This is a genomic window from Aquimarina sp. U1-2, from assembly GCF_017897595.1.
Classification (GTDB): Bacteria; Bacteroidota; Bacteroidia; order Flavobacteriales; family Flavobacteriaceae; genus Aquimarina.
Map to the genome: position 1 here is coordinate 175257 of NZ_JAGKIK010000005.1, position 22179 is coordinate 197435.

A 22179-nucleotide genomic window follows, 5' to 3' on the forward strand; every position below is an offset into this window, starting at 1 on the left:
TATAATGGATATAGATTACGGAACGTTATATGCCTTTGCCATATCTTCTACAATACTTGCTATTTCCCCTGGTCCTGATAATATTTACGTGCTTACTCAAAGCATAGTTCACGGAAAAAAATATGGTTTGGCTGTAGTAGCTGGTTTAATGACCGGATGCTTTTTCCATACTACATTAGTGGCATTTGGAGTATCAGCCATTATAAAACAGAGTGACACATTATTTTTTGCAATTAAACTTTTTGGAGCCCTATATGTTTTGTATTTGGCCTACAAAGTGCTTAAAAGTGATCATAGATTGCAATTAAGTGAGACTAGTACTCAAAAAAAGAGTTTAGGGCAATTGTATAAGCAAGGCTTGCTTATGAATGTATTAAACCCAAAAGTTTCGATCTTCTTTTTAGCTTTTTTTCCTGGATTTTTATTTAGTCAAACCTTAACAAATGTTGTTCAGTTTTATATTCTGGGTTTATTATTTGTGATCACAGGAGTTATGGTGTTTGGATCTATTGCTATTGCCGCCGGAACGATATCTAACTATTTGAAAAGAAATATGAAAGCTGGTTATTTCCTAAAATGGTTACAAATAGTTGTGTTTGTTGGAATTTCGATAGTCATTCTATTTTCAGATAGATAGCGATAGTAACGTGAATTTGAGAGCTATCAGGTGTAACTTAGGATTACACGATATTTCATTCTCAAAATGTTAAACGATAAGCTAGAACATGTTCTGATGGGTGTATACTTCTTTTAACTTACGTACATTCAAATATATTATTATGCTGTTTTATTATCATCTTTTACGTAGTTAATTTTTTTCTTCAGTCTCATATTTAGAAACTCAATAAACAAAGAAAAAGCAATGGCAAAATATAAATATCCTTTGGGGATAGCGCCAATCTCTTGCCCAAATATAACGGTGTGAGAAAGATGCGCTGCTTCTGTAATCAACATAAAGCCGATAAGTATTAAAAAAGATAATGCTAATAATTGCATCGAGGGGTGTTTGTTGATAAATTCGCGAATAGCATTTGCAAAGATCAGCATGATTAAAATGGATATTACGACTGCGATGATCATAATAATCAGAGCATCGTTTGGTTTTTCGCCTAAACCATTAGTCATTCCAATAGCGGTAAGAATCGAATCGATAGAGAAAATGAAATCAATCAGCAAAATTTGAAGTAGTGCTTTTGAAAATGAGGTAATTTTTTTTTGGCTCAGTTTTGTTTCACCATGTTTAGGAATGTCTACTTTTTCATGAATTTCTGAGGTGCTTTTATACAGCAAGAACAAACCGCCAAAAAATAAAATTAAACTTTGCCAACTTAACCCTACGGTAATCCAGGAGTTGTCGATTGTATAAAAAGGTTCTTGCAGTGCAATTAAATACGAAACCCCTATTAATAACAAGATCCTTTGAATCATGGCAAGAGCAAGACCCCAGTTTGTAGCTTTTTTCTGGTCTTTAGCAGGTAGTTTACTTGCGGCAATAGAAATAAAGACAATATTATCTATCCCTAATACTATTTCTAGAAAAGTAAGTGTGATTAAAGCTACCCAGGCATCTGTACTGGCAAATATTTCAAACATAATGGTGTCTTTACGATAAGTTCATTTACAAAAATATGAAAGTTGCCAAATCTTATATAGAACTGGTTTAAACTTTTTTAATGAGTAATTTTAAAGCGAAAGAGGTAATATACTTAGGTAACGTAATTTTTATATGTATAACGGTACTATGGAAGTCAAAAAAAATAGTAACTAAAAAAAGAAGCATCAAAAGAGAATTTATGATATTCCTTTTAATGCTTCATAACGGAGATTTATAAAAGTACTCTGTTATAATTTTTCTATTTCTTTCTTTAGCTCTTCTTTTGTTTTTCCCGTTTTTTCTTGAAGTCTACCCAGCATTTCGTCGAATTTACCTTCAGTGTACGAGGTGTCATCATCGGTTACTTTTCCGTATTTTTGCTTAAATTGACCTTTTACTTGTTTCCATTTTCCTTCTAATTGATCATTATTCATACCGAGTTTTTTTTGATTTATATAAATTTACCTTAAAGTGCAGTTTTATAGTAACGCATATCAATAAAATCTTTCTTCATTCAGAAAAGTTCTGGGTCAAAAAGAAGTTAATGAACGTTATGCATTCTAAAAAATAATTTTACATTTATACATTAAATTCAATTTTGACCTGAAACTTTACTATCAAGGTAAGAGTTTGTAAGGTCTAGTTGATTTTCTGAATGAAATTAGGTTTGCCCTTTGTCTTCTTGTTTGATGAATTAAAATGACTAACGAAGTAAAAATTATTGAATGTCCAAGGGATGCCATGCAGGGTATTAAAGCGTTTATTCCTACTCGAGAAAAAGTGCAATACATTCAATCCTTATTACGGTGTGGTTTCGATACCATTGATTTTGGAAGCTTTGTCTCTCCAAAGGCCATACCGCAAATGGTAGATACTGCAGAAGTATTGGCACAATTAGACCTGAGTCAGACTCAAAGTAAATTGCTAGCGATTATTGCCAATGTACGTGGTGCCCAAGATGCAACTCAACATGAGGTGATTGATTATTTGGGATATCCTTTCTCAATTTCAGAAAACTTTCAAATGCGTAATACGCATAAAACCATACAAGAGTCGGTAGAAATATTAGAAGAAATTCTAAATATTGCAGATAAGGCCAATAAAAAAGTAGTGGCGTATCTATCTATGGGATTTGGTAATCCCTATGGTGATCCCTGGGATGTTAGCATTGTAGGTAAATGGACAGAGAAATTAAGTAAATTAGGTGTTAAAATTCTTTCGCTCTCTGATACTGTTGGTACTTCGACCCCCCAGATCATCGATTATCTATTTTCAAATCTTATCCCAAACTATCCTGAAATAGAGTTTGGAGCACATTTACATACAACTCCTACGACCTGGCACGAAAAAGTAGACGCCGCTTATAAAGCAGGTTGTAGAAGATTTGACGGAGCCATTCAAGGGTTTGGTGGTTGCCCGATGGCAAAAGATGAGTTGACTGGAAATATGCCCACAGAACGTATGATTTCTTATTTTACAACGGCAAAAGCAGAAACGAATATACGAACGTTAAGTTTTGAATCTTCATATAACGAGGCTAGTAAAATTTTTGATAAGTATCATTAAATTTAGAAACGATACAAGCCGAATATTTTAAACTCGTTTATTGTCATATCTATTTCGATTTAACATGTTCTACCAAAAATAATCTTGTTTTTTACTTCTTAATTTAACTATGAAATGGCTAGATTGTAGTTAGGGATATGATTTATTTAGATCTATTAAAAATAAATTGGTCAAATTCATTTTGATCAATATATTTGCAGCGCTAATTAATTAAAATAAGTCTAAATAAAAAAAGCTATGAAAATCAGTAAGTTATTTACATTAGTTTGTTTGCTGGGAATACTAATTTTTGGGTCATGTTCTGACGATGATGACGGATCACAAAACTCAGGATCAAATGTTCCCGCTATTACCGAAATCATAACCGGAGATGATTTCTCTAGAGCTGATAATGGAGATTACAATAATAGTTATATCACTAATTATACCACTTTATTTACCAGAGATGGTAACGCTACGGTAAGTTTTAGTGGGCAAACCACTCGTTTACAGCAAGCAGTAGAAATAGGAGGTAATTTAAAATCTCAGGTTGCTGTTGCTGATATTCAATTAAAATTTGAAGGTCAGGATGGAGAAAGTGCTGGATTTACTGATGCTAGTTTAAATGGAACGACCAAGGTTTTACGACCTAAAACATCTTCTTCAGTCGGTTTATTTGGTGGGTCTAATAATTCTGGTCAGGCAAAAACTAATGTTGAAGCTTTTGATGCTTACATTTCAGGACATCAAAATGTATTGGATAATTGGGCAACAACAGCAACTTCTGGTCAAGCAGGTACTTTCGAAGACAGCGATGGTGCTACCAGATATGTAGATGCCAAAGGGCGTGAGTTAGATCAATTATTTACTAAATCTTTAGCAGGTGCTTTAGCATACGATCAAGCGGTAAATCATTATTTTAACCGTTTAGATAACGAAAACGGTGACGACGCCAATGGTACCAAAGATTACCGTGCATTAAACGATGCAGGCACCGTAGCAGAAGGAAAAAGTTATACTACAATGGAGCACCATTGGGATGAAGCCTTTGGCTATATTTATGGCAATACAGCTAGCCAGAACTTAATCTATAAGTATATTGATAACGTAGATGGTTTATCCAAATTCGCAGGTACCGAAAAAGAAATCTTCGAAGCTTTTGTGACAGGAAGAATTGCAATAACAGAGAAAGATTATGCAGTAAGAGATGCTCAAATCAGGATTTTACGAGAAAAGTTAGGATTAATCATTGCAGTGCGCGCTGTTCACTATCTAAGTGGTGGAGCAAAAATTCTTGATGATGTTGCTCAACCAGGTAGTACTGGAAAAAGAGAAGACGCTTTTCATGATTTATGCGAAGGATATGGTTTCATAAATAGTTTACGTTATGTAGTAAATGCAACTGGTACGAGATACTTTACTGATGTTGATGTTGATGGTTTCTTAGCGATTCTAGATGCGGGGAATGGATTATGGGATGTAACTTCAAGTCAATTACGAGATATGGCCGATGCTATTGCTTCAAAAAGCGTTGGGAGATTGTCCTGGACACTAGATGATGTAAATCCGTAAACATAACTTAAAAAAATGTATGAAATGAGTCTGTCATACATATAACAAGTATAATAGGCAAGAGGGATATCAAAAGCGTTATCCCCTTGCTTATTTAGCTCAAAAAATTTAACAAAAAAGAATAGCTATGAAAAAGATAGGATACTTACTTTCTATGGTAACTGTTTTGTATGTTGTTTCTTGTTCGAGTGATGATTCATCATCATCGGGTGGAGGAGAAGATAGTGACAGTTTTAATAGAGTTAGTTTAACAACAAGCTGGGTGAATAATTTGTTACTACCAGCCACCAACGACTTTAAAAGTAAACTAGAAACATTAAATAGTTCGGTAGTCTCTTTTACCGATGCACCTGATGTTTCTAAACTAAATAAAGTTAGAACAGATGTATTCGAGGCCTACAAAGTATGGCAACATGTAGAAATGTTTTTCTATAAAACAGGATATTCATTAGATATGAATACGTATCCTACTGATGTTACCGGAATAACAAATAACATAAATAGTACTAGTCCAGTAGATTTAAATAGAACAACATTAAACCCAACACAGGGATTGCCGGCTATGGATTATTTGGTAAATGGCTTGGCGCCAACTGATGATGATATCGTTGCCAGATATGCAGAAGCCAATTACAAAGATTATCTGAAGCTGTTATCAGAAAGAATGGTTACTTTAACTACAACTGCTTTAAATGAATTCGAAGCTACAAAAGACACCAAAATAAACCGGGTAGACAATACCCTTAGTTCTTATTTCAGCATACAGGTAAACGATTTTGTACAATATACTGAAAAATCTTTTAGAGAAGCAAAAATTGCTACACCTTCTGGTACAAGAAATAGAGATATATTCCCGACGATTTCTGTATCTCCAAGTCCTACTTTTGTAGAATCTGTATATAGTCCAGAAAATTCGAAGATTTTATATTTAGAAGCGTATGATGCTATTCAGGATTTTTATTATGGGCGAAGTTATTCAAATAACAGTAACACTGTAGGGTTACAAGAATATCTGCAAACTTTGGGAGCTACTATATTAATCGATGGTAACGAAATCCTTTTAGATGAGTATATCGTTGATTTACTCGCTAATATTGATGCTGCTAATGCTAACATAACAGATAATTTTTATCTACAAACACAAGATTACAATCCTGATTTTGATGCCGTATTCGACGCCATTCAAGAATTTGTAGTTGCTGTTAAATCAAACGCTATTAACGCATTTAATCTTACCATTGATTTTGTAGATAGTGATGGAGATTAAGCAGGCTATTACTACATATCTAAATAGAACATCAAGAGCGGCTACACTAGCCGCTTTTCGTATTTTATTTGGAGTACTAATGCTAATTAGCCTAATTAGATTTTTAATGAAAGGTTGGGTGTATAAATTTTACATCGAACCAAAATTTCATTTTAAATATTATGGATTTTCATGGGTAGAGACCTGGGGAGAATATACGTATATTTTATTTTTTATAGCAATTTTAGCATGTATAGGGATTATTCTCGGATATAAATATAGGCTGGCTATAATTTTATTTTTCTTATCGTTTACATACATAGAATTAATCGATAAAACGACGTATTTAAACCACTATTATTTCATCAGCATTTTAAGTTTTTTACTATGCTTTTTACCGCTTAATGCCACCTTTTCTCTTGATGCATATTATAAAAATAGAACATATAACTATGTTCCCAGATGGACGGTAGATGCTATTAAAGTTTTAATTGGAGTTGTTTATTTTTACGCAGGTTTGGCTAAATTAAATTCAGATTGGTTATTGCGAGCGCAACCGTTAAAGATTTGGCTTTCTTCTAAAATCGATTTTCCCGTTATCGGAAAGTTTATGAATGATGCCTGGTTTCATTATGTAATGAGTTGGGGTGGAGCAGTTTATGATCTTACTATTCCTTTTTTACTAGTATTTCGAAAAACGAGACCTTTTGCTTTTATTTTAGTCGTGATTTTTCATGTATGTACAAGAGTGCTTTTTCCTATAGGCGTGTTCCCTTACGTAATGATTTGCGTTACTCTCGTTTTCTTTAGTGGAGAATGGCATGAGAAATTCTTATCCAAAATAAAAAATATACTAAAGCTTACGTCGCGAATTAATACTACAAGAGATGTATATTTGCCAAAATTTCCTAGAAAAATTTTCCTTGTGGTTTGTATATTCTTAGGAATTCAACTAGTAATGCCTTTTCGCTATTTGCTATATCCCGGAGAGTTGTTTTGGACAGAAGAAGGATATCGTTTCTCTTGGAGGGTTATGCTAATAGAAAAAGCGGGGTACACCACATTCAGAATTCTGAAATATGATACAGGACATAGTTTTACAGTTGATAATACACATTTTTTGAATGCTTTTCAAAGTAAACAAATGTCTACGCAACCCGATTTTATAGTTGAGTATGCACATTTTTTAGGGGATCATTATAAAAAAGAATTAAAAAACGAAAATATAGGGGTTTTTGTAGAAGGATATATTTCTTTAAACGGAAGAATAAGTAAAGCATACATAGACCCAAGGATTGATTTGTTAAAAGTTAAAGACGGATTCGAGCATAAAACATGGATCCTACCATTTGAAGATGAAATTAAAGGGTTATAGTTTTCTTATATTTTTTTTAGTGTCGATATGTGCACATGCTTTTCAAAGTACTAGTGTAATAGTTCTAGATGCAGATACGAAGCAACCGATTCAAGGTGTACAAGTGTATACCAAATCAGGGAAGTTAGTTGGAGAAACCAATCAAAGAGGAAGTTTGAGTTTGTCAACTTTAAATCAAGATACAAATCATTCATTAGTGTTTTTTGATTATAATTATAAAACATATGAAATAGACATTAATCTCAAAGACACTAGTAATTTTACTGTTGAAATGTCGCCACTTAGCAATGTATTATCAGAGGTTGTATTAAACTACAAGAAAAAACAAGCTTTTGGGTTACAAACATTAAAACCAGTAGAAGGAACACATATTTATGCAGGAAAGAAATCTGAAGTCATATTGTTAGATCAGGATTTAACCAACAAAGCCACCAATAATGCACGACAAATATATGCAAAGGTGGCAGGATTAAATATTTATGATAATGGTGACGGAGGTTTACAATTAAATATTGGAGGGCGGGGATTGGATCCGAACCGTACGGCAAATTTCAATACACGTCAAAATGATTATGATATTAGCGCTGATGTTTTAGGATATCCAGAAAGCTACTATACCCCACCTGCAGAGGGTTTAGAACAAATTCAGGTGATACGTGGTGCCGCATCGTTACAATATGGAACGCAATTTGGAGGTTTGATCAATTTTGTAATTAAGAAACCAAATGCGAATAAGCCTCTCGAAATTATTTCCAGAAGCTCATTAGGAAGTTTCGATTTATTTACAAATTTCACAAGTATTGGTGGTACTTCAAACAAGTTAAGTTATTACGCATACCACAACTACAAAAAAGGAGATAGTTTTAGACCTAACTCTGGTTTTGAATCAGAAAATGCATATGCACATGTAGGGTATGAATTTAATGAGCAAACCAAAATCGAAGCCGAGATAACACATTTAAACTATTTAGCACAACAAGCAGGAGGATTATCAGACGTTCAATTTTTACAAGATCCCTATCAAAGTAACCGAACAAGAAACTGGTTTGCTGTAGATTGGAATTTATTTAGTTTGAAGTTAAATCATAAATTTTCAGAAAATGTGAACGGTACATTAAACCTTTTTGCCCTTGATGCCTCAAGAAAAGCTATTGGTTTTAGAGGAACTGAATCAACAGTAACTGGTGATGGAAATGTAAATATTATTGAAGAACCAGATGTATTTGGCCCTGATGAAATAGATGAATTTGGAAATTTTGATTTTGAAAGAGATTTGTTAATCGGAACGTTTAAAAATTTTGGTGCAGAAGCTAGAGTTATTACAGAGTACACTATTAAAAATCAATCATCAGTACTACTTCTCGGTGCAAAATTTTATAAAGCTGATAATACTTCTCAACAAGGTGCAGGAAGTAAGGGAACCGATGCTGATTTTACCTTTAGAACAGAGGATTTCCCTTTTTATCCTAACCAAAATAGCTTTAAATACCCTAACGTAAACGTAGCTGTATTCGGTGAAAACATTTTCAACCTAACAGATCATTTTTCGGTAACGCCAGGTTTCAGGTTCGAATATATAAGAACAGAGTCTGTAGGAGAGTTTTTGGTTAGACAAAATTTACAAGGAAGTAATCCTGCTATAATTTTTACTCCTGATAATGAGGTGAGAGAACGAAATTTGCTATTATTTGGTGTAGGGTTAAGTTATAAACCGAAATCCTATTTTGAATCTTATTTTAACTTTTCTCAAAATTATCGATCTGTTACATTTTCAGATATTAGAACAGTAAACCCTTCATTTTCTATTGATAGAGATATTGGAGATGAAACAGGATATTCCATAGATTTAGGGGTAAGGGGAAGTTTTAAACAAATGATTTCTTATGATGTAAACGTATTTTCATTACTTTATGATAATAGAATAGGACAGGCCTATAGAAGTGAACCTCCATTCAGAGGGCAATGGGTTAGAGGTAATATAGGAAAGGCCACAATTATAGGTTTAGAATCATTAATACAATGGAATCTTAAAGAAACATTTTTTAAGGCAAATGATAACTTGAAATTAGACGTCTTTTCTAATCTTGCCCTGACAACGTCTGAATACACAAGTGGTATAGGTGAAAGCATTGACGGGAATGAGGTAGAGTTTATTCCAGAGGTGAATTTTAAAGCAGGAATGTCTTTTGGGTATAAGAATTTTTTGACCGCTGTACAATATACGTATTTATCAGAACAATTTACTGATGCAACAAATTCTCCATATGATCCTGAAAATGCAGATAGAGTAGACGGCGCTATTCCATCTTATGATATATTAGATGTATCGGCCTCGTATACATTTTCAAAACATATAAAGCTTGAAGTTGGAGTTAACAACGTGTTAGATAAAAATTACTTTACCAGAAGGGCTACGGGTTATCCGGGGCCCGGGATCATTCCTTCTGCTCCTAGAAATTGGTATACTACACTTCAATTTAAATTATAAAAGCAAAAAATTAACCTTTGTTTAATCGAAGAATTAACTTTTGTTCAATGGCGAGTGCAGGTTAAATTCAATAATTTTGTTAAAAATTTGCATTATGAAAGACTTCAATGGATATGATGAAATGATGGCAACCTATTATAATGGTATGTCGAGCTATGCATTACCGCTTTTATCATGGGAATTTTATGGGGAACATCACACGGCGCTAGAAGTCTACAAAGAAGATATTAGTACACTTAAGAAATTAACGCAAAACTGGGAATTTCAAAAAGATTGTTATAAAGAGTTGATAGAAGAACAATCGGTAATTGTAATTACAAATCCAAATCTCACTATTGTCTATGCTTCTAAGAATATAGAAAAGTTAAATGGATATACACCTGATGAGGTTATAGGTAATTCTCCAAAAATGTTTCAAGGGGCGCATACTTGTAGCAAAACTTCTGCGCAAGTTAGATCGGCTATCAATAACGGAGTTCCTTTTGAAGTTTCCATTTTAAATTATAGAAAAGATGATACTCCCTACACTTGCAGTATCAAAGGATTTCCTGTTCACGACAAAAAGGGAAAGCTAGTAAATTATATTGCTTTCGAGAAAGCAGCTTAATTTTTTGAATACAGTACATTATTTTTAATTGCTTACCTGTAGTTTTTTAAATTACTCTTAAATAGTTGTGTTTACTTCTATAGAACCTTAGAAATTCCTTACTTTAGATATCGAAACGGGTGCACATTTTTTTGCAAATTAAAAAATGCAATCATCTTCAAGAGTTAATAAAAATAATATGATATCAGAAATCGAAAAATTACTTAATGATCAAGTACAATACGAGGCAAAAGCCTCAACACAGTATCTCTCTATGGCCAGTTGGGCAGATATTAGAGGATATAGCGGAGTAGCAGATTTTTTTTACACACAGTCTGAAGAAGAGCGTGTACATATGATGAAGTTAGTCAAGTTCATAAATGAGCGTAACGGCGTTGCAGTAATTCCTGCTATAGAAAAACCAAGAGATGATTTTGAGTCGTTAATGGAGCTTTTTAAAACATTTTTAGAAAGTGAAGAATTTGTGACTGCAAAAATAAATAATATCATATACGAGTGTTTGCAATTCAAGGACTATAACGTTCATAATTTTATGCAATGGTATGTGGCAGAACAACTTGAAGAAGAGGCGATTGCAAGAACTTTATTAGATAAGTTAAAAATTATCGGAGACGATAAATCAGGTCACTATTTATTTGATCGGGATATTAATAGCCTTTCATCTACTGAAGGCGATAACTAACAATATTTCTAATTTTATAAAAAGATCTACAAGGTTGATGTCGAAAGATTTTTTGTATTTTTACACTTTATTTAGATTTAATAAAAATTGAAAATGTGCAAAATTTAAATACTACCACGCTATATCACTCTTGTATAACCGCTACTTGTGAACTTTTCTGCGGCAATAAGAAGAAGAAATGTTGCAAAAAATACAAGAAAAAAGGTAAATCCAATTGCAAACGCTGTCCGAAACTTTAATCTGTAGAGGTTTGTAGATAAATACGTAGGGGTTTCAATTATAAAATATTGTTTTCAACGAATGCCTCGTAGGCATGCCACGAGGGAGTTTACTTCAGCATATAAATCAACCTACCATCCATATGATCTGCCCGTCGCCCATAAGCAATCATAGATGCACCTATTGTCCATTTTTTTGCTATGCGATACCAAAAGGAATAACGTTGGTAAAGCCAATTGGGTTGTATGGTTTTTGGGCGCGTAAGATAAACACCAAACTGCTGTAAAAAATAAAAATCACCTACCAAAAAGTGATGCCCAATCGTCACAGCAGATGAAAACGAAGATTCGTCTAACGATTGTTGTTGTACTTGTTTTTGGTCAGACCAATCATACCATAGTTCTGCTCCCAGATTGAATCCATTAATAGCAGAAAGAGGTTTTAGTCCGCCACCAAACACTCCTATTAAAGGATGATTGGTAGATTCGGCTTCTCGATCGGCAGATCGAAGGCTTGCAAATGAACCCAGATAATAACTCCAATCTCGACTATATTGTTTTAACTCTTGTGGCTTGGGTTTTAAAGGTGTGTAGTCTATTATCTTGTCAAAACCAATAGATACCATAGGGAAATTCATTCCTTTATTGGGTTGTTTCTGACCACCGTTAGAAATGTGATTATAATTTGCCGATAGATTGATAGCATACCTATCATTAATATGATAATTAAGGTTCAATGATAGACCTAGTAAAAAACTTAAATTTGTACTAAATAAAACGTTATCCGGATTAGTTTCCTGATCAAAAACAGTGTCTAAATATGAAGCCCCAATGGTGCCTCGTAACGAAAGTTTTAAAGGTCCTTTATAGGTAAAATAGGGTTCTACAAAATAAGACAAGTTATATGCGTTTCCTAGAATATCAGGATTGGCAAAATTAAAATAGGAAAGGGCAAAACCCGATCTACCATAACAAAAACAAGTTTTCCAGGCCTTATCGCTGGTTTTTAATTTGCTTATTTCAATTTGAAATCCATAAGGGTTGGTTTGGGATATAGGTTTTAGATCGGGAGTATGTGCAATAATAAAACCATAGTAAGATTTAATGCCGTAGTATTTGGCAGCGGTTTGACTGTGCGCTACATAGCAAACATTTAAGAATATAAAAAATCCTATGATTTGGAATATTGAACTCATTTGAGATGGTTATCTGGAGGCAAAAAAATTGACTCCTGTGAATGAAAAAAACTATGTATCAATACCACAGTTTTAGCTGTAAAATTTAAAAATGAAAGCATTAGGGTGCAAAATGCACTTTTGTAGTTCAGAACAAAAACTTCAAACGAGTTCATAGGGCATAGATTAAACTTACGTTTTAAATATATTGAAAATAAGCACGCGCGATAGTGGAAAAAAGGAATTTAACAACATCAAATAGACGCTGTTTGTGATATTTAATATGAGAAAAGTCTTTAGCTTATATTCAGATACCTTCACATGAAGTGTAGGTTTTGTTATAGCGTTAAAAAAGGAACACAACAAACCTATTGGCCAACCTTTATAATAAGTCTTTACCTATACTTTATTTGCCTAACTCGACTGATTATATTCATTAAAAAAAGAAAAGGCATCCACTAATATTCTTTAAAAAGACGTATATTTGCACGCAATTAAATTTTAATTGCTATGACTGCACATGAATCCAAAATCGTAGGAGAAGGTCTTACCTATGACGATGTTCTTTTAGTTCCTGCATTTTCTGAGGTGCTACCAAGAGAAGTAAATATACAAACAAAATTCACAAAAAATATTACGCTCAATGTTCCTATTGTTTCGGCTGCGATGGACACTGTTACCGAAAGCCGAATGGCTATTGCTATGGCGCAGGAAGGCGGCATTGGTGTGCTGCATAAAAATATGACCATAGAAGAGCAGGCTATTAAAGTTCGTAAGGTGAAACGTGCAGAAAGCGGAATGATTATCGACCCTGTAACATTGCCAAAGGATGCCAAAGTTATTGATGCTAAGAACAATATGCGGGAGCATAGCATTGGTGGAATTCCCATAGTCGATGATCATCATAAATTAATTGGTATTGTCACAAACCGTGACTTACGTTTTGAAAAAAATGATGAGCGTGCCATCTCAGAGGTGATGACTAGTGAAAATTTAGTAACTGTTGGTGAGGGCACATCATTACAACAGGCAGAAGTCATCTTACAAAATAATAAAATTGAAAAACTACCTGTTGTCGACAAAGAAAATACCCTGGTTGGCTTAATTACATTTAGAGATATTACCAAGCTTACGTTAAAACCTATGGCAAACAAAGACAAATTAGGTAGGTTGAGAGTAGCTGCTGCCATTGGGGTAACAGGTGATGCTGTAGAACGAGCTGAAGCCCTTGTAAAATCAGGTGTAGATGCAGTCGTTATTGACACCGCCCACGGTCATACCAAAGGAGTGGTAACAGTTTTAAAAGAAGTGAAATCAAAGTTTCCTGATCTCGAAGTGATAGTAGGTAATATCGCTACAGGCGCCGCTGCACAATATTTGGTAGAAGCCGGTGCCGATGCCGTAAAAGTAGGAATTGGTCCCGGGTCTATTTGTACTACTAGAGTAGTTGCGGGCGTAGGATTTCCACAGTTTTCTGCCGTTTTAGAAGTGGCGAATGCAATAAAAGGATCGGGAGTTCCTGTTATAGCCGATGGGGGTATTCGATATACAGGTGATATACCCAAAGCAATCGCTGCGGGAGCTGATACGGTCATGTTAGGATCGCTTCTTGCCGGTACCAAAGAGTCTCCGGGAGAAACCGTAATATATGAAGGAAGAAAATATAAAACCTATCGCGGGATGGGCTCTGTTGAAGCTATGAAAAAAGGTTCTAAAGATCGATATTTTCAGGATGTAGAAGATGATATCAAAAAATTAGTTCCCGAAGGTATTGTGGGTCGAGTAGCCTATAAAGGGGATTTGATTGAAAGTATACATCAATTTATCGGGGGGTTACGTGCCGGTATGGGGTACTGCGGAGCGAAAGATGTGCAAACACTTAAAGAAACAGGTCGTTTTGTAAAAATAACAGCGAGTGGGATTCATGAAAGTCATCCTCACGATGTCACCATTACCAAAGAAGCGCCCAATTATAGTAGAAGATAATATAGCGATCATAATTTATGCTGCTTCCACTAGGGGTGATATTCCGTAGCCCGGCAAGTGGTAAACAACTAGTAAGCAAAGACCAAAAAAAGCGTGTTCTGACCAGAACACGCTTTTATATTTTGATGCAAATACCGGCTTATTTTTCTTCCTTCAGCGTAATCCCTAATTTAGCAATTACCTTTCTGGTTAGATCATATTGTGGATCGATATAGGCTAATCCACTAGTAGTTATTGTAAAAACCTGGGTATACTTTTCAGCTTTGGCTATTTCTTCTAAGGCATCCCCAATTTTATCATACAGCGGTTGTAGCAGTTTATTTTGTTCTAATTGCACCAATTGTGACCCATTCTGGCGAAATTTTGCAATGTCATTTTCCAGCGTTATGATTTCTTCTTGCTTCGTTTTTTTCATAGGCTCTGTAAATGACGCTACTTTTTCTTGATACTCTTTTACTTTGGCTTGGTACTCGTCTACTTTAACTTTTAGGTCTGCCTCCATTTTACTGTTATAGGCCTTAAGATCTTCTTGTACTTTGGTTAACTCTGGCATTTTAGAGAGCACAAAATCTGTATCTATCGTTCCTGTTTTAGATTGTGCCTGTACTTGGAAACTCGTTACACATGCCAAGAGTAGTATTACTAACTTTTTCATCGAAATTTGTTTACTATTTTTAATTTCTGCAAATATATAGAACTGGTTTAAACTTTTTACGTTTAAGTGAAATTACCTACTCTTCAAACAATTGACCGCGATGTGGTTTTAATGCATCTCTTACAGATTTCATTTCAGATTCTAGTACAACCAGATACGCTGTGCTATGCATTTCATTATAATCTTTGCAACCTGTAATCTTGCAAGATAAATGTTTGGTCATTATGTATTCTTTGAGGTGAATTTCATGATGCCGTGCTGTTTTTTGAGCAACAGGACCTCTAAAATCCCATATAAGTTTTAGTTTTCGTTCCATAACATATTGTAGTTATATGAGTTTTGATGTAAGAAAATTTACGTTAGTCAAAATGATTTTTGACAAAACTTGTATTAGAAAAAGTAAATTTTTAAGCAAAAGCCTAATTTCGATACAATTTTTCTCCGCTTTACTATGAAAAATCACGCAATCTGACGGCTTTTAGAACTAAATATTTGAACTGGTTTAAACTTTTTTGATTTAAGCAGGACCGACCGATAGGGAGGTGCCAGATGGTGCGATTGCGAAAGGTTTTGTGCTTGTATGAAGTAATTTTTTACTTGCATAGCAGCGCTACGAAAGTCAAAAATTATAAAATAGAAGTGCAAAACAGCATTTTTTTAGCAAATTGAAAAAAGTTTAAATCAGTTCTTTATATTGGATTCACAGTAATCCACAAAACTCGTGTTTTTAAACCACTTCGTTACTAAATATTTAAAAAAAGTTTGGGGGTCATACTAAGAAAAGCGTTTATATCGTTACCCTTATAGCTTGCAAAGCATCGTAATATTATTATTTTTGTCTGGTTTAAGACTTCATCACAAACACATTATGCATAAAAGATCAGTACTACTTTTTTTAGGAAGTATTTTATTTGGATTATCTCTAGCACAAGAAAAAAAAGAAATTTTACTTTCTATAGACGGGGATCCTGTATACGTTTCAGAATTTAATAGAATTTATCGTAAAAATATCGATTTGGTTAAAGATGATGCTCAAAAAGATGTAGATGAATACCTCAATTTGTTCATCAACTACAAATTAAAATTAAAAGAAGCCGAAGCGCTGGGGCTCGATCAAAAAGAAACATATATTCGTGAATTACAAGGATATCAAAAGCAATTGGCGTCAAATTATCTTACCGATACCAAAACATCTGAGGCTTTGATTAAAGAGGCTTATGAACGATCTCTAGAAAGAGTAAAAGCAAGTCATGTATTGATAATGGTAAAACCTAACGCCTCGGCCAAAGACACGATGAGGGCCTATCAAAAGATTTTGGCCATAAAAGATGAATTAGCGTCTGGTCAAAAGTTCGAAGAGGTTGCAAAAAAGTATAGCGAAGATCCTTCTGTGGTTAAAAATGAAGGTAATTTAGGATGGTTTTCGGTGTTTAGAATGGTATATCCATTTGAAAATACAGCATATCAAACAAAAGTTGGCGAAATCAGTACTCCTTTCAGAACTCAGTTTGGATATCATATTCTTCAAGTTCAGGATCGAGAAAAAAAACTGGGAGAGGTTACTGTCGCTCATATTATGGTTGCTATTAATGATAACAGAACTTCAGAAGAGGCCAAAATCAGGCTTCAACAAATTAAACAACAAATAGCACAAGGCGCTTCGTTTTCATCATTGGCCAAAACCTACAGCGATGACCCCAGTACCGCTATCGAAGGAGGAAAAATTAGGCGATTCGCACAAGGTGCACTTAATTCTGAAAAGTTTGAAAAAGCCGCTTTTGCCCTTCAACAAAAAGGAGAACTCTCACCGCTAGTTAAAACCAGGTACGGTTGGCATATTATTAAATTGATAGAAAGGCATCCTGTTAAAACCTATCAAGAACTAAAGAATGATCTAACAACTAAAGTTAAGAGAGATAGTCGTTCAAAACTGGTAACTCGGTCGTTTATCCATATGCTTAAAGACAAATACGGGATTGCAAAAAACGAAGAAGCTATTGCGTACTTTAAGAATATACTTCCGGATTCCATTTTTTATAAACCCTGGAAAATTCCGGCAGATAAACAATTAGAAAAAGAACTGTTTACCATTAAAAAGGAGGTGGTTCTATATAGGGATTTTGCAGAATTCATCCTTCAAAAGAAAATTCGAGAAGCTACACCGCAAGACATATCCATATTTGTCGAAGATATGTATCAACAGTTTGAATCTTCTACTTTACTTTCATATTACGAATCACATCTTGAAGAAGACAATGCCGATTTTGCCAATATTATTAACGAATATCGCGAAGGGTTGTTACTTTTTGATCTTATGGAGTCCAAAATATGGAATGCTGCTACTACAGATTCGTTGGCACTTCAAAAGTTTTATGAAGAAAACAAAGATAATTATAAGCAAAAAGAAAGGTACACGGTCTTAAAAGCTTCTTCGTCTAAGCCTGAGGTTATTGATACTGTTCGACAATTATTAGAAAATAATACACCGCTAGAAGAGATCAAGAAGAAAGTAAATAAGGGTGACGGGGTATTGGTTATTTTTTCTGAAGATAGTTTAGAAAAAGGAGCGAATGGCTTACCTAAAGGGTTTTCTGACCAAAATTCGAATATGATGATTACCGAAGAAGATAATCTTATTACTTTGATTATGATAAAAGAAACAGTACCTTCCCGAACTAAAACTTTCAAAGAAACCAAAGGGGAAGTGATCAATGATTTTCAAGAAAGTATAGAAAATCGTTGGCTTGATCAGCTTAGAGTAAAGTATGCTGTAAAAATCAATAATAAGGTTTTAAAAAAGGTAAAAAAAGAGTTGGTTCATTAGATGAGGTATAGTGTAATTATAGCATTAGCTATCGCGATCGTATCCTGTAAAAAATTTGGGGATCAATTAAAAAAGGAAAGGATTGCAAGAGTAAATCAGTCCTATTTATATAAGGAAGATATTCAGGATTTGGTACCAGATGCTATGTCTGCTGAAGACAGTATTACTATAGTTCAAAATTATATCAATACCTGGGCCACAAGGCAATTATTTATAGATCAGGCAAAAAGAAACCTTTCTGAAGAAGAGCTCAGGGAATTTGATGAGTTGGTAGAAAAATATCAAAGTACGCTGTATATCAATGCTTATCAAAATGCTGTGATCAACAAATCTATAGATATGGAGATTACGCAAGAAGATTTGGAATCGTATTATACTCAAAATATTGAAAATTTTAATCTCAATGAAGAATTAGTACAATTACGTTACTTACATTTGCCACCAAATTATAGCAATATTGTTGCAACACAGCGACGATTGAATCGTTTTAATGAAGAAGATATCGACGAGCTTACTTTAAAACAGGAAGCGTATAGGGCATATTCATTTAATGACTCTACCTGGGTCAAGCTGGATCAGGTGTTGCGTAAAATTCCGATCTTGAGAAAACAAGATAGGTCAAAGCTTTTAAAAAGTGGGAAATATATGCAACTTAGAGATTCAACCGGGGTATTTATGGTGAAAATCAAGGATGTCCTGAAACGTAAAGAGCAAGCACCTTTAGCCTACATAAAACCAACGATTAGGCAAATTATTTTAAATAAACGAAAGTTAGAACTGATAAAAAAAATTGAAAAAGATATTACCAAGGATGCAGTTGAGAACAAACAATTTGAAGTTTATGATTAGAACGAGCCTATATATCATCATATTGGGATTAGGTGAAATGGCAGGACTTTCGGCTCAAGAAATTATAGCAGAAGCCGAACCAGATTCGCTTGTGACGAATGATACCATTGCTGTACGTAAAGATTCGCTTTCTGTTTTCGAAGAACCTGTTACAACACAGTTTCAGCGTAAAAAAATTGACGGAGTCGCCGCAGTTATAGGCGAAAATGTCATATTAGACAGTGATATCGACATCGCATACAGGCAACTCATTAGTGAAGGGGTTTCAGCTTCAGATGTAAGTCGTTGCGAACTCGCAGGTAGTTTATTTGAGAATAAGTTATATGCCCATCATGCCGTACAAGATAGTATCGTAGTACGGGATGCAGAGGTAAATTCGATGGTAGATCAGCAATTAAACTACATGACTCAAGAAATCGGCACCATCGATAAAGTATTGCGATTTTACAAGAAAGATAATATTGAAGATTTTAAAAAGGAATTGTTTGAAATCAATAAATCAAATAGATTGTCTGAACAAATGAGAACCAAAATTATCGAAGGGATAGAAATCACTCCAGAAGAAGTTCGAGAGTTTTTTAATGATATTCCAGAAGATGAACGGCCTTTGTTTGGTACCGAGATTGAATTGGCGCAAATTGTGATAGAACCAGAAATTACTAAAGAGGAAGAACAAAAAGTAATCGATAGGTTAAATGGATTTAGAGAGGATATTGTAGAACGCGGAAGTAGCTTTGCCACAAAGGCTGTATTGTACTCACAAGATCCTGGATCAAAATCGACAGGAGGTAAGTATACCTTGGATCGACAAACGAATTTTGCAAAAGAATTTAAAGATGTAGCTTTTAGTTTAGAAGAAGGGGAGGTAAGTGAACCTTTTCAAACTGATTTTGGCTGGCATATTGTTAAAGTGGATAAAATTCGAGGTGAAGAAATTGATGTGCGTCATATTTTGCTTACTCCGCAAGAAACCAGATCCAGTATAGAAAAAGCAAAGAAACTCATAGATTCTTTGCGAACAAGTATTGTATCGGGTAGTATTAAATTTACCGAAGCTGCAAGAAAGTTTAGTGACGAAAAAGAAACCCGCGAAGACGGGGGGCAATTATTAAATCCTACTACTGGTGATACTCATTTTGAACTTACCAAAATTGATCCTATATTGTATGATCAAGTATCAAAATTAAAAACCAACGAGGTGTCACTAGTTATACCAGATCAGGATCGCCAGGGTAAAAAGAAGTTTAAATTGATTACGGTTCTTAACAGGTATGATGAACATATCGCAGATTATGCAAAGGATTATCTGAAAATTCAAGAGCTTGCTCTTCGAAAAAAGCAAATTGATGCGATTCGAGAATGGCAGAATGAAAAAATAGCAGATACCTATGTAAAAATTAATGGGGATTATCGAGATTGTGAGTATAGTGGCAATTGGTTAAAAAAAGAAAAATAAGATGTCAGACGACGTAGCAGCTGTAGAAAAACTAGTTAAGAAACACGCTGAACTCAAAAAAGAAATTTCCAAAGTTATTATTGGTCAAGAAAAGGTTATTGATCAAATTCTTATTGCTATTTTTTCTGGTGGGCATGCGCTACTTATTGGAGTTCCCGGGCTAGCAAAAACGTTAATGGTAAATACCATTTCGCAGGCCTTAGGATTAGATTTTAAACGTATTCAGTTTACTCCCGATTTAATGCCCAGTGATGTTTTAGGTAGTGAAATATTAGATGAAACCAGACATTTTAAATTTATCAAAGGTCCTGTATTCTCAAACATTATTCTTGCAGATGAGATTAACCGTACTCCGCCTAAAACCCAGGCGGCTTTGCTAGAGGCTATGCAGGAAAGGGCGGTCACAGTTGCAGGTCATCATTATAAGTTAGAGTTGCCTTATTTTGTACTGGCTACTCAAAATCCTATAGAACAAGAGGGTACATATCCTTTACCTGAAGCGCAGTTAGATAGATTTATGTTTGCTATCGAACTACAATATCCAAGTTTTCAAGAAGAAGTAGAAGTAGTTAAAAGTACTACCGGAGATACCTCGAACCAAGTACATCCTTTATTTACTGCCCAAGACATTGTAGATTTTCAACATGTAATACGTCGTATTCCTGTAGCAGACAATGTTATAGAGTACGCTGTGAAGATCGTTGGAAAAACCAGACCAAATAGTAGTGCGGCCACAGATTTGGTAAAAAATTACATTGACTGGGGAGCCGGTCCAAGAGCTTCACAAAATTTGATTCTTGCAGCAAAAGCCAATGCCGCTATACAAGGCAAATTCTCACCTGATATAGAAGATGTACAGGCCGTAGCTATCGGTATCCTTAGGCATCGAATGATTAAGAATTATAAAGCAGAAGCCGAGGGAATAAGCATAGAGCAAATTATTAGCAACCTTTTTTAGTCAGTATCCATTAAAAGTACATAACCCTCTATAAAATATTTATAATTAAAAGTTCACGAAGTTTCCTAAAGATTGTTCGTCAAGCTGAATACTGAAATGAGTTCAACACAGGCTTGTTTTCAGCTTCGCATCCGTCATTTTGTATGAATTTGGCTTCATGAATTTCTAACTTGTTTTAAACTTTTTCTATTTTTTCTAGTCCAATAGCTGTAAAAAGAAGTTTATTAATAACACTCATGTATACTTACATTACTATTATTAGGAAGTATACAAACGAGGGAAAAAAATGTATGAAATTATGAAAACAGTAATGACAATTATGATTTTACTTTCGTTCACTTTCTCTGTTACGGCACAAAGCACTATGAATCGTAAAGCACAAAAGGAAATTAGGAAAGAATTTTATCAAAATCTTTCAGAAGATCAGAAAAGTTTGTTGAATGATCGAAAACAGACTGCTAAAGAGCTTAAATCAAAAATGGAAACTACGTTTACAAAAGAGCAACAAAAAATTAAAAACGACGAAACGCTTTCAAAAAAAGAAAAAAGGAAAGCATTAGCTGCAACATTCACATCAGAGCAGAAGCAACTTCGAGAGGATCATAAGAAAATTATGAAAACAAAAATGAATGAATTTAAATCTTCATTGAGTGAATCACAATTAGAAATCTTTGAAAGCCTCAAGAAAGAGCGAAGAAATCGTATGAAATAAGCCATAATAATGAGGATAATACCCACCGATATGATTAAATGGCGATTCCATCTGACAATTAGAAAACAAAAACTATACACAGATGAAACAACGTACAAAAACATAGTTCGTTAGTTTTTTCTAACACTAAGCATATATGCAGTATCTAAAAGTGAAGGCAACGTCTTCACTTTTTTATTTATGGGCACCGCCAAAGGATATAGTGCATAAAGCAGGTTAAATATTTCATAAATTTTT

19 protein-coding genes are annotated in these 22179 nt (G+C 34.3%); 14 read left to right on the forward strand and 5 right to left on the reverse strand.

Annotated elements, in window-relative coordinates:
• Window positions 1–4: 4 nt before the first annotated feature.
• A complete protein-coding gene (locus J8281_RS08830; protein WP_210197250.1) occupies window positions 5–637 on the forward strand; it encodes a LysE family translocator in 633 nt (210 codons plus the stop codon).
• A 140-nt stretch (window positions 638–777) separates the two neighbouring features.
• Here J8281_RS08830 and J8281_RS08835 read toward each other — a convergent pair whose 3' ends face one another.
• Window positions 778–1593: a TerC family protein gene (locus tag J8281_RS08835; protein ID WP_210197251.1), complete on the reverse strand. Its 816-nt coding sequence runs from the start codon at window positions 1591–1593 to the stop codon at window positions 778–780.
• Window positions 1594–1842: 249 nt separating this feature from the next.
• Window positions 1843–2028 carry a CsbD family protein gene (locus tag J8281_RS08840; protein ID WP_210197252.1) on the reverse strand — a complete coding sequence of 62 codons (186 nt, stop codon included), beginning with the start codon at window positions 2026–2028 and terminating at the stop codon, window positions 1843–1845.
• A 265-nt stretch (window positions 2029–2293) separates the two neighbouring features.
• Here J8281_RS08840 and J8281_RS08845 point away from each other — a divergent pair, with 265 nt between their 5' ends.
• The 7 genes from J8281_RS08845 to J8281_RS08875 all read left to right on the forward strand — a co-directional run bounded on the left by J8281_RS08845 (window position 2294) and on the right by J8281_RS08875 (window position 11109).
• On the forward strand, window positions 2294–3160 hold the full coding sequence (locus tag J8281_RS08845; protein WP_210197253.1) for a hydroxymethylglutaryl-CoA lyase: 867 nt from the start codon (window positions 2294–2296) through the stop codon (window positions 3158–3160).
• 237 nt (window positions 3161–3397) lie between these two features.
• Window positions 3398–4711 carry a DUF4856 domain-containing protein gene (locus J8281_RS08850; protein WP_210197254.1) on the forward strand — a complete coding sequence of 438 codons (1314 nt, stop codon included), beginning with the start codon at window positions 3398–3400 and terminating at the stop codon, window positions 4709–4711.
• A gap of 127 nt (window positions 4712–4838) precedes the next feature.
• Window positions 4839–5978, forward strand: a complete 1140-nt coding sequence (locus J8281_RS08855) for an imelysin family protein (protein WP_210197255.1) — start codon at window positions 4839–4841, stop codon at window positions 5976–5978.
• A complete protein-coding gene (locus J8281_RS08860; RefSeq protein WP_210197256.1) occupies window positions 5968–7332 on the forward strand; it encodes an HTTM domain-containing protein in 1365 nt (454 codons plus the stop codon). Before J8281_RS08855 ends, J8281_RS08860 begins: the two co-directional genes overlap by 11 nt.
• Entirely contained in the window at window positions 7313–9820 is a 2508-nt protein-coding gene (locus J8281_RS08865; RefSeq protein ID WP_210197257.1) for a TonB-dependent receptor domain-containing protein, read from the forward strand. The genes J8281_RS08860 and J8281_RS08865 overlap by 20 nt, the downstream gene beginning before the upstream one ends.
• A gap of 94 nt (window positions 9821–9914) precedes the next feature.
• Entirely contained in the window at window positions 9915–10427 is a 513-nt protein-coding gene (locus J8281_RS08870) for a PAS domain-containing protein (RefSeq protein ID WP_246849045.1), read from the forward strand.
• A gap of 145 nt (window positions 10428–10572) precedes the next feature.
• Window positions 10573–11109: a ferritin gene (locus J8281_RS08875; protein ID WP_371812597.1), complete on the forward strand. Its 537-nt coding sequence runs from the start codon at window positions 10573–10575 to the stop codon at window positions 11107–11109.
• A 328-nt stretch (window positions 11110–11437) separates the two neighbouring features.
• On the opposite strand, the gene J8281_RS08880 is transcribed toward J8281_RS08875, so the two are convergent.
• Window positions 11438–12523 carry an acyloxyacyl hydrolase gene (locus J8281_RS08880; protein WP_210197258.1) on the reverse strand — a complete coding sequence of 362 codons (1086 nt, stop codon included), beginning with the start codon at window positions 12521–12523 and terminating at the stop codon, window positions 11438–11440.
• A gap of 489 nt (window positions 12524–13012) precedes the next feature.
• Between J8281_RS08880 and guaB the strand changes: the two genes are divergently transcribed.
• Window positions 13013–14488, forward strand: a complete 1476-nt coding sequence (gene guaB / locus J8281_RS08885; RefSeq protein ID WP_210197259.1) for an IMP dehydrogenase — start codon at window positions 13013–13015, stop codon at window positions 14486–14488.
• Between the two features lie 139 nt (window positions 14489–14627).
• Here guaB and J8281_RS08890 read toward each other — a convergent pair whose 3' ends face one another.
• Both J8281_RS08890 and J8281_RS08895 read right to left on the reverse strand, forming a co-directional pair.
• Window positions 14628–15143: an OmpH family outer membrane protein gene (locus tag J8281_RS08890; protein WP_210197260.1), complete on the reverse strand. Its 516-nt coding sequence runs from the start codon at window positions 15141–15143 to the stop codon at window positions 14628–14630.
• Between the two features lie 76 nt (window positions 15144–15219).
• Window positions 15220–15459: a hypothetical protein gene (locus J8281_RS08895; RefSeq protein ID WP_210197261.1), complete on the reverse strand. Its 240-nt coding sequence runs from the start codon at window positions 15457–15459 to the stop codon at window positions 15220–15222.
• 552 nt (window positions 15460–16011) lie between these two features.
• Between J8281_RS08895 and J8281_RS08900 the strand changes: the two genes are divergently transcribed.
• From J8281_RS08900 to J8281_RS08920, 5 genes are all read left to right on the forward strand, one after another.
• The gene (locus J8281_RS08900) at window positions 16012–17967 is read left to right on the forward strand and encodes a peptidylprolyl isomerase (RefSeq protein ID WP_210197262.1); all 1956 of its coding nucleotides are present in this window, start codon (window positions 16012–16014) and stop codon (window positions 17965–17967) included.
• On the forward strand, window positions 17968–18816 hold the full coding sequence (locus tag J8281_RS08905) for a peptidyl-prolyl cis-trans isomerase (protein ID WP_210197263.1): 849 nt from the start codon (window positions 17968–17970) through the stop codon (window positions 18814–18816). It abuts the gene before it with no gap.
• A complete protein-coding gene (locus J8281_RS08910; RefSeq protein WP_246849046.1) occupies window positions 18809–20272 on the forward strand; it encodes a peptidylprolyl isomerase in 1464 nt (487 codons plus the stop codon). The genes J8281_RS08905 and J8281_RS08910 overlap by 8 nt, the downstream gene beginning before the upstream one ends.
• Before the next feature lies 1 nt (window position 20273).
• Window positions 20274–21230, forward strand: coding sequence for a MoxR family ATPase (locus tag J8281_RS08915; protein ID WP_210197264.1), 957 nt, complete (start codon window positions 20274–20276; stop codon window positions 21228–21230).
• A gap of 298 nt (window positions 21231–21528) precedes the next feature.
• Window positions 21529–21942 carry a hypothetical protein gene (locus J8281_RS08920; protein ID WP_210197265.1) on the forward strand — a complete coding sequence of 138 codons (414 nt, stop codon included), beginning with the start codon at window positions 21529–21531 and terminating at the stop codon, window positions 21940–21942.
• Window positions 21943–22179 lie beyond the last annotated feature (237 nt).

What these genes read in the sequence shown, in the direction of transcription:
- J8281_RS08860 (WP_210197256.1), top strand. Translation starts at nt 5,968, where the DNA reads ATGGAGATTAAGCAGGCTATTACTACATATCTAAATAGAACATCAAGA.
- J8281_RS08875 (WP_371812597.1), top strand. Translation starts at nt 10,573, where the DNA reads ATGCAATCATCTTCAAGAGTTAATAAAAATAATATGATATCAGAAATC.
- J8281_RS08915 (WP_210197264.1), top strand. Translation starts at nt 20,274, where the DNA reads ATGTCAGACGACGTAGCAGCTGTAGAAAAACTAGTTAAGAAACACGCT.
- J8281_RS08865 (WP_210197257.1), top strand. Translation starts at nt 7,313, where the DNA reads ATGAAATTAAAGGGTTATAGTTTTCTTATATTTTTTTTAGTGTCGATA.
- J8281_RS08870 (WP_246849045.1), top strand. Translation starts at nt 9,915, where the DNA reads ATGAAAGACTTCAATGGATATGATGAAATGATGGCAACCTATTATAAT.
- J8281_RS08905 (WP_210197263.1), top strand. Translation starts at nt 17,968, where the DNA reads ATGAGGTATAGTGTAATTATAGCATTAGCTATCGCGATCGTATCCTGT.
- guaB (WP_210197259.1), top strand. Translation starts at nt 13,013, where the DNA reads ATGACTGCACATGAATCCAAAATCGTAGGAGAAGGTCTTACCTATGAC.
- J8281_RS08840 (WP_210197252.1), bottom strand. Translation starts at nt 2,028, where the DNA reads ATGAATAATGATCAATTAGAAGGAAAATGGAAACAAGTAAAAGGTCAA.
- J8281_RS08890 (WP_210197260.1), bottom strand. Translation starts at nt 15,143, where the DNA reads ATGAAAAAGTTAGTAATACTACTCTTGGCATGTGTAACGAGTTTCCAA.
- J8281_RS08900 (WP_210197262.1), top strand. Translation starts at nt 16,012, where the DNA reads ATGCATAAAAGATCAGTACTACTTTTTTTAGGAAGTATTTTATTTGGA.
- J8281_RS08835 (WP_210197251.1), bottom strand. Translation starts at nt 1,593, where the DNA reads ATGTTTGAAATATTTGCCAGTACAGATGCCTGGGTAGCTTTAATCACA.
- J8281_RS08830 (WP_210197250.1), top strand. Translation starts at nt 5, where the DNA reads ATGGATATAGATTACGGAACGTTATATGCCTTTGCCATATCTTCTACA.
- J8281_RS08910 (WP_246849046.1), top strand. Translation starts at nt 18,809, where the DNA reads ATGATTAGAACGAGCCTATATATCATCATATTGGGATTAGGTGAAATG.
- J8281_RS08845 (WP_210197253.1), top strand. Translation starts at nt 2,294, where the DNA reads ATGACTAACGAAGTAAAAATTATTGAATGTCCAAGGGATGCCATGCAG.
- J8281_RS08920 (WP_210197265.1), top strand. Translation starts at nt 21,529, where the DNA reads ATGAAAACAGTAATGACAATTATGATTTTACTTTCGTTCACTTTCTCT.
- J8281_RS08850 (WP_210197254.1), top strand. Translation starts at nt 3,398, where the DNA reads ATGAAAATCAGTAAGTTATTTACATTAGTTTGTTTGCTGGGAATACTA.
- J8281_RS08855 (WP_210197255.1), top strand. Translation starts at nt 4,839, where the DNA reads ATGAAAAAGATAGGATACTTACTTTCTATGGTAACTGTTTTGTATGTT.
- J8281_RS08895 (WP_210197261.1), bottom strand. Translation starts at nt 15,459, where the DNA reads ATGGAACGAAAACTAAAACTTATATGGGATTTTAGAGGTCCTGTTGCT.
- J8281_RS08880 (WP_210197258.1), bottom strand. Translation starts at nt 12,523, where the DNA reads ATGAGTTCAATATTCCAAATCATAGGATTTTTTATATTCTTAAATGTT.